This window comes from Paenibacillus agilis (genome assembly GCF_007786455.1).
GTDB lineage: Bacteria > Bacillota > Bacilli > Paenibacillales > Paenibacillaceae > Paenibacillus_B > Paenibacillus_B agilis.
The window spans coordinates 810,503-828,022 of record NZ_VNJK01000001.1; the positions used below are offsets into that span (position 1 = coordinate 810,503).

At 39.8% G+C, this 17,520-nt stretch carries 8 protein-coding genes; all 8 read left to right on the forward strand.

The features are described 5' to 3' along the window. The first annotated feature begins 8 nt into the window (after positions 1–8). The 8 genes from FPZ44_RS03400 to FPZ44_RS03435 all read left to right on the forward strand — a co-directional run bounded on the left by FPZ44_RS03400 (position 9) and on the right by FPZ44_RS03435 (position 17,519). Entirely contained in the window at positions 9–527 is a 519-nt protein-coding gene (locus FPZ44_RS03400) for a hypothetical protein (RefSeq protein WP_144987400.1), read from the forward strand. A 138-nt stretch (positions 528–665) separates the two neighbouring features. Beyond that, on the forward strand, positions 666–2,765 hold the full coding sequence (locus FPZ44_RS03405) for an RHS repeat protein (protein ID WP_144987402.1): 2,100 nt from the start codon (positions 666–668) through the stop codon (positions 2,763–2,765). Positions 2,766–3,017: 252 nt separating this feature from the next. Next, positions 3,018–4,724 (forward strand): hypothetical protein, encoded by a 1,707-nt coding sequence (locus FPZ44_RS03410; RefSeq protein ID WP_144987404.1) that lies wholly within the window; start codon positions 3,018–3,020, stop codon positions 4,722–4,724. 81 nt (positions 4,725–4,805) lie between these two features. After that, the gene (locus tag FPZ44_RS03415; RefSeq protein ID WP_144987406.1) at positions 4,806–6,386 is read left to right on the forward strand and encodes a hypothetical protein; all 1,581 of its coding nucleotides are present in this window, start codon (positions 4,806–4,808) and stop codon (positions 6,384–6,386) included. Positions 6,387–6,435: 49 nt separating this feature from the next. Beyond that, entirely contained in the window at positions 6,436–7,971 is a 1,536-nt protein-coding gene (locus FPZ44_RS03420; RefSeq protein ID WP_144987407.1) for a hypothetical protein, read from the forward strand. A gap of 225 nt (positions 7,972–8,196) precedes the next feature. Next, positions 8,197–10,296 carry a hypothetical protein gene (locus FPZ44_RS03425; RefSeq protein ID WP_144987410.1) on the forward strand — a complete coding sequence of 700 codons (2,100 nt, stop codon included), beginning with the start codon at positions 8,197–8,199 and terminating at the stop codon, positions 10,294–10,296. A 358-nt stretch (positions 10,297–10,654) separates the two neighbouring features. Beyond that, entirely contained in the window at positions 10,655–12,241 is a 1,587-nt protein-coding gene (locus FPZ44_RS03430; RefSeq protein WP_144987412.1) for a hypothetical protein, read from the forward strand. A gap of 37 nt (positions 12,242–12,278) precedes the next feature. Beyond that, a complete protein-coding gene (locus tag FPZ44_RS03435; protein ID WP_144987414.1) occupies positions 12,279–17,519 on the forward strand; it encodes an RHS repeat-associated core domain-containing protein in 5,241 nt (1,746 codons plus the stop codon). Position 17,520: the final 1 nt, after the last annotated feature.

The window sequence follows — 17,520 nt, forward strand, 5'->3', positions numbered from 1 at the left end:
AGGATAAAGTGCAACACGTTATAAAGAACGATATAATTCAGGAGCAAATTGATATACTGAGAGGTATTAAGGGTGCTTCATCGTTGAAATTGTACATCGACGAAGTTGGAGAATTTGCACTCAACTTTGCTATTGAAAGCTCTGATAGGACGATAAATATCAAAAATACTCCTACCAATGCATCTGATGGTGATGAATATCCTAAGTTAATAATTGAACATGCAACAACATTAAGCCCTGATTACAAATTAATGTATGAGGGTAACAACTTAGAGGATATATTTATTTTGAGTGATGTAGCAACTTGGAGAAATAACAATATTAATTGGATAGTCGAAGCGAATATTGGAATAAAAATAGTTTTTCAACAAGTGAATTTTTTAATACTTGCTCAGGATTCATTAGCAGGGCTTCTCAAAGTATTCGAACTTAATAAAACGACACCTATGGAGGAACTATTAGACGATTACTGGTCGATGAAGACCGATAAAATTGACTCTTTAATAAGACAAGAAATAAAAATATAGTTAAAAAAGAAATCCTGATTAGCTGAGCCTTTTCAGGATTTCTTTTTTAGGTAGAGGCTATCCAGTGTTGAAGGAATCTATCTCTTAAATGTAAGATTCACATAATTTAATTTCACAAAACTACAAAAGGAGTAGATAATGACTAAACAAGTAAAAAAATATCTGTTTGCAGTTGTACTATTCATAGCAGTGATATCGGTAACTACATTAACATATCGTGTAACTTGGTCAGCCGCTAGCACAGAGAAAAACGTATACCGTGCAAGTACAGATTACAGTACCATTCAAGGCGATAATAATTGGTACTACCAAGAATGGGATGGTTCTACGTATACGAATTTAGCATGGGATAACTCCAAAAAATTATGGCAAGGTAAAAACAAGCATGCTACTATCGCTGCTAATATCCATCATCCCGATCATGTAGACATTGTTCGAAAATGGGTTGCACCCAAGTCGGGCATTGTCCATATTAGTGGGCAAGTAGCGAAGAGTAATCCGACATGCGGTGATGGTGTGAAAGCAATCATTCGTAAAAATAATAAGCTCATTTGGTCAACGGCGATCGGATATGATGATAAGGTAGGGGTATCTGCGAGCTACACGACAAACGTAGCAACGGGAGATGCCCTTTATTTTATCGTGAATCAGCAGCAAGAAAACAGCTGCGACGGCACTTTCTGGGACCCAACCATTACATATGATGAGAAACCATTGAAGTATACAGCATCGGAAGGATATAGCTCTATCCAAGGTCAGAATAACTGGTATTACGAGGAACAGGACAAAGATAAGTTCTACCCAATGACATGGATAAAGAAAGAGAATCTATGGAGAGGGAGTACGGAGTTCTCCATGATTGGACATCATTGGCAGCATCCGGAGGCGAGAGATTCTGTCCGTACATGGGCAGCGCCGACTTCAGGGGTTGTGCAGATTACAGGAAAGCTTGCCAAAGAAAATATTTCTTGTGGCAATGGAGTTATAGCTACCATTTATAAAAATGATAACGCTATTTGGTCAACTCCCATAGTTTTCGATGATAAAGTAGGCTTTCAAATTAAACAGCATATAACGGTTCGTACTGACGATCGCTTACGGTTTGTTATTTCTCAAAACGGGGAAAACTCCTGTGACGGAACAATTTTCAATCCAACGATTACCTATGATGCTCAACCAATAAAGTATACAGCATCGGAAGGCTACAGTCCCATCCAAGGTCAGAATAACTGGTATTACGAAGAGCGGGACAAGGACAAGTTCTACCCAATGACATGGATCAAGGCAGAAACCCTATGGAGAGGGAATGCGGAGTACTCTATGATCGGACATCATTGGCAGCATCCGGAAGCAAGAGACTCTGTCCGGACGTGGTTAGCGCCTACTTCAGGTGTAGTCCGAATTACCGGACCACTTGTAAAAGATAATGTGGTTTGTGGTAATGGAGTTATAGCGAAGATATATAAGAACGATAAAGTAGTGTGGACAACTCCTGTCTTATTTGATGATAAAGTAGGCTATAACATTCAACATGATTTGTCCGTGCGTGCGGATGATCGGATACGTTTTGTTACTTCTCAAAATGGAGAAAATTCCTGCGACGGGACGACTTTTAACCCAACGATCACGTATTTAGATCCGAAGCAGCCACTGTCTTACTCTTCAAGAGTAAACTTTGGTTCTGCTCAAGGGCAATCTAACTGGTATTACCAAGAATTAAATGGCCTAGATTACGTAGATATGACTTTTGACGCGAAAAAGCAAGAGTGGAAGGGTGCTCGTGAATTTTCTACGCTTACTTTTAATATGTATCATCCCGATCCATCAGCGGCAGTACGCAAATGGGTTGCTCCCAAATCAGGAACAGTCCGACTGACAGGAAATCCTGTCAAAGGTCACATTAGTTGCGGAAATGGTGTGGAGACCATGATTTATAAAGGTAAGACGAAATTATGGGGAACTAAGCTAGCTGCTAATGATGACAAAGGTACCGCTTATAATATGACGACACCTGTTTCACAAGGACAGGCGTTGTATTTCGTAGTTAATGCTGGTGAAAATATTGATTGTGATAGTACGTTCTGGGATGCACAGATCGAATACACTACCACATCGAATATGTCCGATTACGCCTATGATGGCGCTAACCGCTTGGAAACGATCACGCTGCCATCTGGGCAAGTAGTCCATTATTATTACGATGCAAATGGCAACCTGATTCAAAGAAGGAAAGGATAAACACAAGACCTCAGAAGTTTATTTCTGGGGTCTATTTTTTGCATAGAATGCTGCGACATGATTTATTACCTCATAATAACGAAGTATGAAAAACATCGGTGTAAGAAATGACAATAATATCAAGGACAGATGATGAGGTTACAGGTAATCTATTATATGTTCAATTATTCATTATATTTAATAGAAAAGTATGAAGTAATCAAATGCTCGTGTTAATCGTAGTAAGAGAACAATGGAGAATGGAGCTATAGTATGACTAAAAACACCTTTAAACCTTTTGGCAAAATGATAAACTCATTCCTAATAATTTCGTTGGTCACCGTCGTTTTCTTGTCCAATCATTCGTTTGCTCTAAACAAAAACCATTATTTATATGATCAAGATGGAAGATTGATTGAGAAGAGTTTTAATGATGGGACTATCGACTATAAATACGATTTACAAGGTAACGTAATAGGTCGGTTTAAAGATCGAAATCTTCTTATTAACTCTAGCTTTGAGGTGTTGAAAAATCAAACTGCAGAAGTTGCAAGCAACTGGGCGACATGGAAAAACAGTGCCGAGCTACCAACGTCATCACAACTCGTGCAGCATCCAGTAGATTCTGGACAATACGCACAGAAAGTAAGCGCAAGCCAACTCCCTAAGGGAAATTTGTTATCGCTATACCAGAAGGTAGCACTACTGCCAGAGAAATCGATCCAAGCAACCGTGCGAGCAGAAGTAGAAAGTTTGAAGGACGCACGTGTATTAATGACAATAGATTTTCATGATGCAGCAGGAAAGTATTTAGCTACTATTGGAACAAGCGATATTACAAATAAGACGAACGGTTATATGACTTTGAATGCAAGTGGAAAGACGCCAGTTGGAACAGCATATGGAGTCATGCAGATGTATATCATCAGCAAGGTAGATGCCGCTTCAGGCACGGTGTATTGGGATTCCGCAGCACTAAGATATAGTGAGCCGAACTTATTAAGTAACAGCAGCACAGAGAAAGTTGAGAACGAACAGTCAGTTGCGAGCAGCTGGGCGACGTGGAAAAATAGTGGTGAATTACCGACATCATCACAACTCGTGCAGTATCCAGTAGATTCTGGACGATATGCGCAGAAAGCAAGTGCAAGCCAACTTCCTAAGGGAAATTTGTTATCGCTATACCAAAAGGTATCAGTGCAACCAGAGAAATCGATCCAAGCAACTGTGCGAGTAGAAGTAGAAAGTTTGAAGGATGCACGAGTATTAATGACGATAGATTTTCATGATGCAGCAGGAAAGTATTTATCAACCATAGGAACAAGCGATGTTACATATAAGACGAACGGTTATATGACTTTGAATACTAGTGGAAAGACGCCTGTCGGAACAGCATATGGAGTCATGCAGATGTATATCATCAGCAAGGTAGATGGAGGATCAGGCACGGTATACTGGGATTCCGCAGCACTAAAATATAGTGAACCGAACCTATTAAGTAACAGCAGCATGGAGAAAGTCGAGAACGAGCAGTCAGTTGCGAGCAGCTGGGCGACGTGGAAAAATAGTGGTGAATTACCGACATCAACTCAACTCGTGCAGCATCCCGTAGATTCTGGACGATATGCGCAGAAAGTAAGCGCAAGTCAACTTCCCAAAGGAAATTTGTTATCGCTATATCAGAAGGTATCGCTGCAACCAGAGAAATTGATCCAAGCGACTGTGCGAGCTGAAGTAGAAAGTTTGAAAGACGCACGCGTATTAATGACAATAGATTTTCATGATGCAGCAGGAAAGTATTTATCAACCATAGGAACAACTGACGTCACGTATAAGACGAACGGTTATATGACTTTGAATACTAGTGGAAAGACGCCTGTCGGAACAGCATATGGAGTCATGCAGATGTATATCATCAGTAAGGCAGATGGAGGAACAGGCACGGTATATTGGGATTCAGCTGTGCTAAGTTATAAGTAGTTTTTATATGCTTTGAATCGTAACGAGTATACAGTTTGATGGTTGTTTACTTAGCAGGCATATAGAAAGATGGGGGAAGTTATGTTTAGTAATAAAAGCATTCAAAGATGTCGGATATTCGTAGTAAGTTTGGCTATACTATTCTCTTTCACGATTTCATCTTCGGCAGGAGCGATGGATAGTGGGGTTACTTACTCTTACTCAAGTGATGGGCAGTTGCTATTCTCTAAATTTTCAGATGGAACTTATTTGGACTACTTCTACGACGATAACGGAAATCTAGTGAAGAAAGTTTCAAGATATCGTGAGACATTTGAAAGAGGAAATTTTGAAACAACAGACTATATGTCGAGCAATCCCGGATACTCAGGTGAAGTTACAAATACCCCTGATAAGTTAGTAACAGGAGCGTATTCAGTCTATGGAGCAAGTGACGCCACATGGGAATGGAATACCTTCCTAGCATCGGATTTAAGAAAATTACAGTTGGAGCCGAATACAAGCTACACAGTGTCATTCAAATATAAAGTGATAAAGTCTCCTAGTGAGAAGGGGAGCCACTATTTCTTTAGTAGAAGTAGCACCGGAAATACAGCGCAAGATAAGGGTTGGATGACATGGAATGATAAAGCGGGAAGTAAAGGCAGTAAAATAGTAACCTTTACAACTGGTCCTTATGGGGATTATCAACTCAATTGGGGAACGAAATATGGAGGAGCAATTTCAATCGATGACATTCAAGTAACGAAACAATCGGAATCATTTGAAAGAGGAAAGTTCGAGTCGACTCATTATATATCGGGTAACCCCGGCTATTCGGGTGTAGTGACCAATGAAGCTGAGAAGGTAGTGACAGGAGCGTACTCAGTCTATGGGGAAAGCAAAGCTACCTGGGAATGGAACTCCTTCCTAGCATCCAATCCTAGAAAATTGCAACTAGAGCCGAATACAAGCTACACAGTATCGTTCAAGTATAAGGTTATCAAGTCCCCGAGTGAGAAGGGGAAGCACTATTTCTTTAGTAGAACTAGCACAGGAAATACAGCACAAGATAAGGGCTGGACCGAATGGAATGATCAGGCGGGAAGTGTAGGAAGTAAAGTTGTAACCTTTATAACTGGTCCCTATGGGGATTATCAACTCAATTGGGGAACGAGTTATGGAGGAGCTATTTCAATCGATGACATTCAAGTAACAAAGCTATCGGAATCATTTGAAAAGGGGAGATTCAGTACAACGGACTATATGTCAGGCAATCCTGGATACTCAGGTAAGGTGACAAAGGCTCCCGAAAAAATAGTAACAGGTGCGTATTCGGTGTATGGGGAAAGTGATGTCACATGGGAATGGAACGCGTTCCTAACGACAGATCCTAGAAAAGTGCAGCTAGAGCCTAATACCAGCTATTCGGTATCATTCAAGTATAAGGTAATCAAGTCTCCTAGTGAGAAGGGAAGTCACTATTTCTTTAGTAGAACTAGCACAGGAAGTACAGCGCAAGATAAGGGTTGGACCGAATGGAAAGATAAAGTGGGGAGTGTAGGAAGTAAAGTCGTGACCTTTACAACGGGACCTTCTGTTGATTATCAACTGTACTGGGGAACGAATTATGGAGGAGCCATTTCAATTGATGACATTCAAGTAACGAAAATGACTAAATAAAATCAATGAACACTTAGAGTTGAAAATTACTATTTTCTTGAGGTGACCTATGAGATTTCGATTACTATTTTTACTTCTTATCACAATTTTAGTTTTACAACTTCCAAGTAATGCTTTTGCTGCAGGTACTAGCAACACGGCAACTTCAAGTAAGGTCAACAATCAGCCTGCTGCTTTCTCTGCTGTATGGGAAGCGACCGATCCTGGGCTTGGGCATACGACTGGACGTCAAAAAGGGGCTGTATGGCATGCGGAGCAAGCTGTTGACAAAGAAGGGTTCTTAAATTACGGCCCATACATTCAACATCTTGGTGAAGCTGAATACTCGATTACATGGTCATTGATGATGGAACAATTAATTGCTGCGAGTGACACGGATGTGTTACTTATTGAAGTCGTTGATCATCATACAGGTCGAGTTCTAGCATTAAAAAAAATTAAAGCATCGGATTTTAAACAAGCAGGGAAGTTTCAGGATTTCTCACTAAGCTTTAATACGACGTATGCAGCCAATCACTCCCTAGAGTTCCGAAGTTACTGGTATGGACAAGGCTCTGTACAGCTTGAGAAATTAGTACTAGTAAAAGTGGCTGATGTTACATCGAAACGATCTTGGAGTGCTCCCTCTCTTCCTTCACGTACAGGAACGAATGAAGGAAATGTGAGGACTGCAAGAGTGAACAAAGATGTTTCGAATACATATTTGAGCTATGGGCCATATGTGAACGATATGGCACTAGGTTTATGGAATATATCATGGAAATTTAAGCTTGATAAGCCTGTTAATAGCACGAATGCGGTTGTAAAAATTGATGTTTATGATAGCGCTACGAATACTGTGTTAGGTGAAAGAGTCATCACTGCGAGAGAGTTTTATTATGCTGGCGCAACCCAGTCTTTCGATTTAAAAATCGCGCATGCCAACGTCTCGCATAGTTTGGAATTTCGGGTGTTTTGGTATGGCGAATACGATGTTTCATTTGAGCAAGTAACGGCTGCAAAGCTCGCTGCTGCCCCATACAATAAACGTTGGGAAGCAACGGATCTTGCACATTCAACAGGCAGGGCGAAACAAACGAATTGGTCCGCTAATACGTTTGAAGATGAGCCGGGATATTTAAGTTTTGGACCATACGAAAATAAGCTGCCTAGAGGAACCTACTTAGCTCAGTGGAAACTATTAATTGATAACAATACCGCAAATAACGAAGAGGTTGTAAGGCTGGAAGTTTATGATTATGACGCAGGTGAAATTATCCAATCTAAAGTCATCACAAGGGGGCAATTTGCCGAGGCAAATAAGTATCAGAAGTTTGATATTAAATTTGATTTCGATCGTCCTAGTCATCGATTGGAACTTCGTACGTATTGGATGGACAAAGCTTACATCGATTTAGATTGGATTACATTAAATGCTATTGGGTTAGATGTGGATCACGGTAAGTTGCAATTGCCTACAAAAACGGCATCTTTCTATGACGCTGCAAATCGTTTGCAGGCGATCCTTTTTACGGATGGAAGTTATCAATTTTTCAAGTATGATCAAAAAGGAAATTTAACAGAGCAAGGATATGTTAAGTCTTAGCTATTTTTTATGAGATTGTTTGAGGTCCCGGAGGTTTATTTCAGGGGTCTCTTTTTTGTTTCGTATTTGTAGAAATATGAGCTGAAGAGCGAAACAATAAAAGTGTAAACGACATGGTTGATAAAAATGACAATAATATCAAGGACAGATGTCAAACTAGCAACTAATCTATTATATGATCAAATGTACATGCGTATATAAAGTTGATAGGAGAGGGGAATGGACATGAAGAAACTTCAAAGAATAGTAGTATTCATGCTAGTCAGTGTACTAAGTATGCCGTTATTGCTTGGAAATGCAAACGCGTTTAATGTTGATTACCTATACGACGAGGCAGGAAAATTAGTACAAACGAATGACACACAATACGTATACGATACTAACGGTAATGTAACAAAAAAATCAGATATGATGTCCTACACAGCATCGAAAGGTTTCTCAAAGATCCAAGGTAAGAGCAGTTGGCACTATCAGGAATGGGACGGCAAGAACTACAAAGATGTTGCGTGGAGCAATGATCTGGGTTTATGGAAAGGAACCAATCGATGGTTGATGCTGACTCCTACTTATCAGCATCCAGATGGAAGCGATGCAGTGCGTAAGTGGATTGCTCCCAGGAGTGGAACAGTTACGATTACTGGAAAGGTTGCAAAATTAGATGGACAAATTCATGGAGATGGCGTTCGTGTAAGTATTATGAAAAATAATATTCCAATCTGGCCTTCATCTGGATGGAAGTTTATTGAATACAATGATACGAAAGGTGTCAACGTGTCAGTAACCACGGAAGTTGCAAAAGGAGATGCACTTTACTTTATCGTGAATCAAAATAAAACGTTCGACTATGACGGAACCTACTGGGACCCAACAATTACGTATACGCCGTCCTCTTATAGAGCATCGAATGATTTTTCCTCCATTCAAAATAAGAACAATTGGTATTTCCAAGAATGGGACGGGCAAAAGTATACCGATATCACCTGGAATACTGCGTTGAATCATTGGCAAGGAAGTGGTGAGTGGCTAAGAATAGGGACTGACTTTCAACATCCAGATGGAAGCGATTCGGCACGTAAGTGGATTGCGCCTAGGAGTGGAGCGATAGAGATTACAGGTAAAGTTGCAAAGAGTGATGGGCAAACTCTTGGAGATGGTGTCCGTGTGAAGGTAATGAAAAACAATAGTCAGATTTGGCCTTCATCCGGCTGGCAAGTGATTGAACATGATGATACCAAAGGCTTCCAAATATCAATAACAGCGGAAGTTGCAAAAGGAGATGCGCTCTATTTTATCGTGAATCAAAATAAAACGATAGATTATGATGGGACGTATTGGGATCCAAAAATAAGTTATATTCCATTATCTCAGAAAGCGTCTGATGGTTATTCGAAAGTTCAAGGTAAAAATAATTGGTCTTATCAGGAATGGGATGGTAAGCAATATAAAAACATTGCATGGGATCATTTCTTGAATCATTGGAAAGGGAATAATAAGTGGCTAAGAGTAACTAAAAACTCTCAACATCCAGATGAAAGTGATTCCGTGCGGAAATGGATAGCACCTAAAGGTGGGAAAATAGACATTTCAGGTAAAGTTGCGAAACTAGAGGGAGAGATACAGGGAGACGGTGTTCGCGTTAAAGTCATGAAAAATAGTAATCCAATCTGGCCTTCATCCGGCTGGCAAGTGATTGAACATAATGATACGAAGGGTGTCCAAGTATCAGTAACAACGGAAGTTCAAAAAGGAGACGCGATCTATTTTATTGTGAATCAGAATACAACAATAGATTATGACGGGACCTATTGGGATCCAATCATAAGCTATGTTCCATTAACCTATAAAGCATCAGCAGGCTTTGCAAAGATTCAAGGGGAAGGTAGTTGGCAGTATCAAGAGTGGGACGGAACGAACTTTAAAAATATGACGTGGAACGATGATTGGCGAATGTGGAAAGGAAGTCAGGAATGGCTTTCGGTATCGGGTGATTCTCAGCATCCAGCTGGAAATAATTCGGTTCGTAAGTGGACTTCACCTAAGAGTGGAAACATATCGATTACAGGGAAAGTTTCTAAGGCAGAGGGACAGATTCTTGGAGATGGTGTTCGCGTAAAGGTAATGAAAAATAATAGTCAGATTTGGCCTTCAACTGGCTGGCAAGTGATTGCGCATGACGATACGAAGGGGGTTAATGTATCGATAGCAACGGAAGTTGCAAAGGGAGACGCCATCTATTTCATTGTAAATCAAATTGAAACAATCGATTATGATTCAACCTACTGGGATCCTGTGATACATCTCGAGCCTCATATTTCTGCTAAATAATTAGCTAGAATATGATAGATTTCAGCATAAATTATTTTCGAGATGATTAGAGAAAAAACGTTCACTATAAGCTAGTTTAAAGACCTTGGATGTTCATTTCTGGGGTCTTGTTATTTCTTGAAATTCAGAACGATTATCCAATATATGAATTAACAAAGTTTTAAAGGTATGTATGAACGAAATGACAATATTAACAAGGACAGAAATTTATTTTGTAGGTAATCTAGTATATGTTCAACTAATCATTTTAATGGTGAATGTAAGGAATGAAAATGAAGGCTTTATTTGGGAGTAAACATTTTGAAGCTAATAGAAAAATTCAATTATTAATGTTACCCATAACACAAAGAGGTGTATTGTGAAAAACAAAATAAAAATTTTAATTGTAGTCATGCTATTTTCATGTTTGTTCATGCCGTATACACATGCACAACCATTTATCGATCCTTTCAAAAATCAGCATTTTTATGATGAAGCTAATAAGCTTACGATGACTACATTTAACCGATTCGGTCAAATGCTCATGACGAACTATCACTATGATCTGAATGGGAATGTGGTAAAACAAGAACAGGATTGGTATAAAGACACGTTTGAGCAAGGCAGCTTTGATCAAACTAGATTTACAGATGGATATTATGAAACTAAAGGGAAAATAACGAATGAACCTTCTAAAGTAATTAATGGTAGTTATTCCGTTGTAGGAGAATCTACAAGTGGGCAAGAGTGGCATGAGTTTCTACATACGGATATAAGTAAAATTCAGTTTGAACCGAATACCACGTACAAAGTAACCTTTCGCTACAAAGTGAATCAGGAAACAGGCCCAAATAGCTCCTATTACTTTTTAGCTAGAACGCCTGACGGTGGTATAGGAAATGACAAGGGAGGTACATGGTGGAAAGGAAAGGTAGAGGAAGTAGGGAGCAAAACGCTAACATTCACAACAGGATCTTCAGCAAAGTATTACCTGATCTGGGGAATTCACAAAGGTGGATCGTTATCCATCGATGATATCCAAATTACAAAAGAAATAGAGTCATTTGAAAGCGGAAGTTATGCGGTGACAGTTTATACAAAGGGATATTACACAAGAGAAGGTAAAATTACGAACGAACCAACAAAAGTAATTCAAGGTAACTATTCCGTGCTAGGCGAAGCTGAGAGTACGCACGATTGGTTCGAGTTTATGCATACGGATAGAAACAAAATTCAGTTTGAGCCGAATACCACGTACAAGGTTACGTTTAGCTACAAGGTTAATCAAGAACTAGGCCCTAACAGCTATTATTACTTTATAGCGAGAACGCCGGATGGAAGCTATGAAGAGAATGATAGAGGACATACGATATGGAAAGGGAAGGCTGGAGAAACAGGAAGTAAGACGGTAGCGTTCACAACGGGCTCATCAGCCAAATATTATCTGATATGGGGTATACACAACGGTGGTTCACTATCAATTGATGATATTCAAATTACAAAAGAAATAGAGTCGTTTGAAAGCGGAGGTTATGTACTTCCATCGTATACGAAGGGACATTATACATCCAGAGGAAAAATAACAAATGAACTATCTCAAGTAATCAATGGCGGCCATTCCGTAGTAGGAGAGTCTGCAAGTGGCCAAGAGTGGTTCGAATTTTTACATACGGATATAAGCAAGATTCAGTTTGAACCAAATACCACATACAAGGTTACATTTAACTACAAAGGGAATCAAGAACTAGGCCCTAACAGCTATTATTACTTTATAGCAAGAACGCCAGATGGAAGCTATAAGGAGAATGATAGAGGACATAAGATATGGAAAGGCAAGGCAGGGGAAGTGGGGAGCAAGACGATAACGTTCACAACAGGATCTTCAACAAATTATTATTTAATCTGGGGGATCCATAAAGGGGGTGAACTTTCAATAGATGATATAACGATTAAGTTTGAAAAGTAGTACATATCCGAAATACATAACAGGGGAATGTGAGCAAATGAAAAAAATGAGGAAGTTATCAGCATTACTAGCATTAGTTATGTTTTTAGAATTAGCTGCACCGTTATTCTTCCAGGTTGCAGAAGCAGCGGTAGCGCTTAAGCCAGTGACAACTCAAACTGCTGACAATAAGGCGTTGCTGACAATTGACTACGTTGCAAAAAAATACAATGTAACTCCTTCGGATATTCTTTTGCGTCTAAATGAAGGATACTCTTTGAAGCATGTTCATGATGCTTTAGCGAAGAACCCAGATGTAACAGCGTTGGAAGCTACGCTGGAGGAGCTATTTCCGGGTGTAGGTAAGAAATACGAACCTCCTGCGGTGACGGATGCGACATATGGCTTGCAGATGACAGGATTCGATATGCCATTTCCTAAATTAGGAGATGTAACAGGGGCTACGTATGGAAATGTAACGGAGTCCGTGTATGGATCGAGGAAGAAGAGGAGTTTAACTAGCCTTCCTCCTATCACCCATGATGCTCTAAGTCTTGTAAAACATCATACTAAATTAGATCAAGCTCCGTACTCCATTCAAACAGGAAATGAATCGATTTCAAGTGTAGATGGTTCCTTAAGCTTGTCTTCGGGCGACTTATCTATTCCAGGAAGAAATGGGCTATCTTTTTCGCTGCGTAGAAACTACAACAGTAATGACGCGGAGTTTTTTCAAAAATCAGTAAAAAGTAGTTCCTATTATAGTACACAAGTCGTCCCTTATTTTTGTGGAAATTTATATAAATATCTGAATGGGCGCAATTATCCAAGACAGAGCTGGGGGAAATATTGTTCAGAAAAAGGAGTCCTTATTTTTGGTCCTACCTACTTCTTCAAATATCCTGAAGTCGGTATTCCACATTTATCAGGAAGAGATGAGGAAGTTGACCCGCAAGCTAGTGCAATGTTCAAACCAGAAAACTTCAACTTGTATGAAAATGGGAAGTACTGGAAGAAAGATGAGTTTACTTGGGATGCTCCGTATGATATGGAAGTTTTTATAGCACCAAATAAACATAGTGGGAAGACCTATGAAGTGGTAGGGGGTCATAATATTCCTTACCCTCCGGTCGTTGATAATGAAGTAAAGAAAAATAGGATGGATTCGCGAGTAGGAGTAGGTAAGGGCTGGACCTGGGATATTCCATATATGAAATTTGAAGATCAGGAAACCTACATTCGCATGCCAGCAGGTGGAGTCTATCAAGTAGATAAAGATCTTAATCTTAAAAAATATCCTTGGAAAGATGCTGTGCTGACGAAAGATACTAGCAAAAAGGTAGATTGGTATACTTCAGCATATGCATTAAAAATGAAACAAGGTGCAACTTATTATTTTGATTCTAGTGGTCAGCTGATTCGAATAGAAGACAACTATGCAAACTTTTTAAATTTCCAATATGCCTGGTGGGGACTGGAGAAAGTTACAGATTCTTTGGGGAACTACATTCATCTCATCCGAGATTCAAATGGAAATATAACAGCTAGGAATAATGCGAATGAAACGGTTAAGTATGTATTCAATAAGTTTCAGGGAACAGTCGGGACAGAGCGAACAGAGATACCCTATTTAGAATCTGTTACGGATACAATGGGCCGAACGACTCGTTATGAATATGATCCTGCCCAATCTATGTTCTCAGTGACATCTTATCCGATTAATCAAAGAAATGATTATGCATTAATAAAAGCTGTTCATCATCCTACAGGAGCTCGTACCGAGTATCGTTACGATAAAGTGCTTCGAAACTTGGGGCATAATTCCAAGCAGGAGCAGTTCAGGGTCGTTGAACGTAAAGATATAGCACAGTATGTGAATGGAGCAGTAGTCGAAAGTAATCAAACGAGCATTCAATATGAGTCTGATCCATATGCTTCTTCATCGCCTGGTAAACATAAGACTGTATTTAAGAACGGAGACTCGACGATTACATCTACATACGACAAGGTGTATGCAGGTGATGACTTTACATTCCGGAATGTAGAATCCGTACAACAAGCAGGTCATTCTCAGCAAGTCACGAATCAAGCATATACAACGAATATTTTCAATCCTTATCCAACTCAAATTACCTCGAAGAAAATAAGTAACGGGGCTGAGAGTCCATCTCTCATCGTCAATCGTCAATATAATGAGAATGGTAGCGTGACGAGTGAAACAAATAATCTCGGAGCCAGCGCGACAACTACGTACGATGCAAAATGGGGATTGCCAGAAACGATCACGTCCAAGTTGGATACGAATCAGCAGTCCGTTACACGGATGCAACGAAATGAAAAGGGCGCTGTTATCGAATCCAAAACGTATGCCAACGCAGAGGGTGGTCGGCTTCTTAGTCATATCAATTACGAACACGACGGATTCGGAAATGTTACGAAGGTAACGGCTCATAATGATAAAGGAAAACCAACGGAATTCCGATATCACTATGGATCAGAATACCAATCGGCTTTCATGACGCAGCAAGAAGTAGATGTTACGAATGCAGATGGGCAAGTCTCCACGATTGTCGAGAAAGCTAAATATGATCCGACGACAGGGAGACTGTTATCTTATACAGATGGTAAACAGCAAACGACATCGTATGCATATGATCCACTTGGGCGCATGACACTTGTTACGATGCCGAATCAAAGCCAGTTAAGCTATGTATATAACGATACTCAAAACCATGCGCAAATGAAGAACACGCTCGGAGAAGTGACCGAAGCATGGTTCGATCCATTGGGTCGTAAGATTAGAGAGGCACAAGGCTTAGGCGAAGTTAAATACGGTTATGATGAACGTACAAGTCAAATGATTTGGACAGAAGATGCGTATGGCAATCGTACAACGTACACATATGACGGATTTGGACGTCCGCTTCAGACTACGTATGCAGATGCTACAACTGATCGGGTCGAATACGATGATGCGAAGCTGATGATAACAGCAATTGATGCAGAGCAGAATCGTACAAAATCGACAAGTGATATATTAGGCAGAACGATTTTGGTGGAGTCTTTACAGAACAAACAGAAGTATGTGCCTGTTCAGCGTACGGAATATAACTTAGCAGGTGGTGTTACTTCTACAACAGATGCGAATGGTAATTATACAGCGTATCAGTACGATGCTGGTGGTCAGCTAATTGCGGTTAACGATGCTGAAAAGCAAACGACAAGCTATCAATACGACCGCTTAGGCAATTTGATCGAAACAACGTATGCGAATTCGCAGAAAATGAAGAAGGAATATGATGAACTCGGTCGAGTTACGAAAAAGATTAACGGAACAGGTCAGGTTCAAAAATACTACTATGATGCGAACAGTAATCTAGAGAAATATATTGATCGTAGTGGAAACATTACTGAGAATTCCTATAATGTAATGAACCAGTTGATTCAAAATAAGCTAGGCAATGAAACGGTTCAATACAGCTATGATACCGAAGGTAGACCGGTCACTATGACGGATCATCGAGGAACGACGAGCTATGAGTATCAGGCACGATCTGGTTTCTTAACAAGTATTCAATATCCAGATGGTGTGAAACTGACAAACAACTATGATATGAACAAGAAGACGGGGTACGAATTCGCGGCTCCTGGCGTCAAAGTGAAGGTAGATGGTACCTACAATAATGTAAACCAATTAAAGCAATTGAATATTATGAGTAGTGGCAATCAGCTAGCTAAAACAATCTCGTATGATTATTTAGCAAATGGACAATTCGCGAAGCAGACATATGGCAACGCATTTGTCACGGATTATCTATACGAAGATACAAAATTGAAGCAGCTAAAACATACGAAAGGTGGAGTTGCGCAGAATACCTTCCAATATGGTTATGACCTTGTTGGAAACATCACGCAGCGTAATGAAAATAACTACAACACGAACTTCTCATACACACCGTTGAATCAAATTCAAACATCCAGTGAGTTCAATGAGACGTATTCGTATGATGAGCGATATAATCGTGAGACACTGGACAGTTCTAGAGAGCTACCAGACAAAGATGCGCAGTACGAATACGATAAAAAGAATCGATTGACTAAGGTCACAGGAGATCATAATCCAGTCACGTATTCTTATACGGGAGAAGGATTACTGTATGAGCGTGTAGAGAATAACGTTAAGAACCGTTATTATTACGATGCGAACAAGCTATTGTTAGCAGAAGCAGTCGTCGGGGAAGATGGCAAAGCCAAGATTAAGTATGTATATCTATACGATTTAAACGGAAAACTTATTGGTCGTCAAGATGCTGCAACAAGTCAGTTGCAATATTACCAACTTAACGGTCATGGTGATGTAGTAGCTATCGTCGATGAAGCTGGTAAAAAGCTGAATGAATATCGTTATGATATCTGGGGATTGCCATTAGAAGAGAGGGAGACAGTTCCGAATATCCTGAAATACTCAGGCGAGTATTGGGATAAGACGACAGGGCTTCAGTATCTACGAGCAAGATGGTACGACCCGAGCATAGGACGGTTTATTAGTGAGGATACGTATGAAGGGGAGCTTGGTAACCCACTAAGTTTGAATTTGTATACGTATGTTGCAAACAATCCATTGCTCTATATTGATCCGAGTGGGCACAGATACAAATCTTACGATCTTCTTGAACTTGAATTAGTACTCGACCATGCAATGAAATTAAACTCTACCAAGGCAGATGAGTATTGGGCAACTCGACAATATTTAGGGGGAATTTTTGAACCTGTCTTTAATGACCGGAATAATAATAGATTCAAGTATTTATATGGACAATTAACTCAAACAAGTTCATACAAAAATAGTAAAGGGAATGCAGCTTGGGCAAAAGAAGAGCTTCTTGACGCTTACGATGAATGGCAAATACCATATCTCTTGGAAGTTGCAGCTTCATTTGGTACGATAGGTGCAATGGGCTCTATTAAGCCGACGGGAAAACTTGCATATAGCGGTTCAATTAACGCAAAAAATGTGAAGTTTTCTCAAGATAGTATTTCGCGTAAATTTAGTGATGGAAAGACTGTTGAGGATACTATTAATGGATTAAAGAAAGGTACTATTAAACCAGGAGATTTACCTGCTATAAGAATTTTTGAGAAAAATGGTGAAATATACACATTAGATAACCGACGTCTTTACGCGGCTCAAGAAGCCGGGGTCAGAGTAAGTTACAGAATGGCGACGCCAGAAGAAGTTTCAAAAGAAGCGTGGAAATTTACCACGAAGAATGGTGGCACATCAATTAGAGTAAGGTAAA

Excerpts from the sequence above, each read along its gene's own strand:
- FPZ44_RS03405 (WP_144987402.1), top strand. The coding sequence starts at position 666 with ATGACTAAACAAGTAAAAAAATATCTGTTTGCAGTTGTACTATTCATA.
- FPZ44_RS03410 (WP_144987404.1), top strand. The coding sequence starts at position 3,018 with ATGACTAAAAACACCTTTAAACCTTTTGGCAAAATGATAAACTCATTC.
- FPZ44_RS03415 (WP_144987406.1), top strand. The coding sequence starts at position 4,806 with ATGTTTAGTAATAAAAGCATTCAAAGATGTCGGATATTCGTAGTAAGT.
- FPZ44_RS03420 (WP_144987407.1), top strand. The coding sequence starts at position 6,436 with ATGAGATTTCGATTACTATTTTTACTTCTTATCACAATTTTAGTTTTA.
- FPZ44_RS03425 (WP_144987410.1), top strand. The coding sequence starts at position 8,197 with ATGAAGAAACTTCAAAGAATAGTAGTATTCATGCTAGTCAGTGTACTA.
- FPZ44_RS03435 (WP_144987414.1), top strand. The coding sequence starts at position 12,279 with ATGAAAAAAATGAGGAAGTTATCAGCATTACTAGCATTAGTTATGTTT.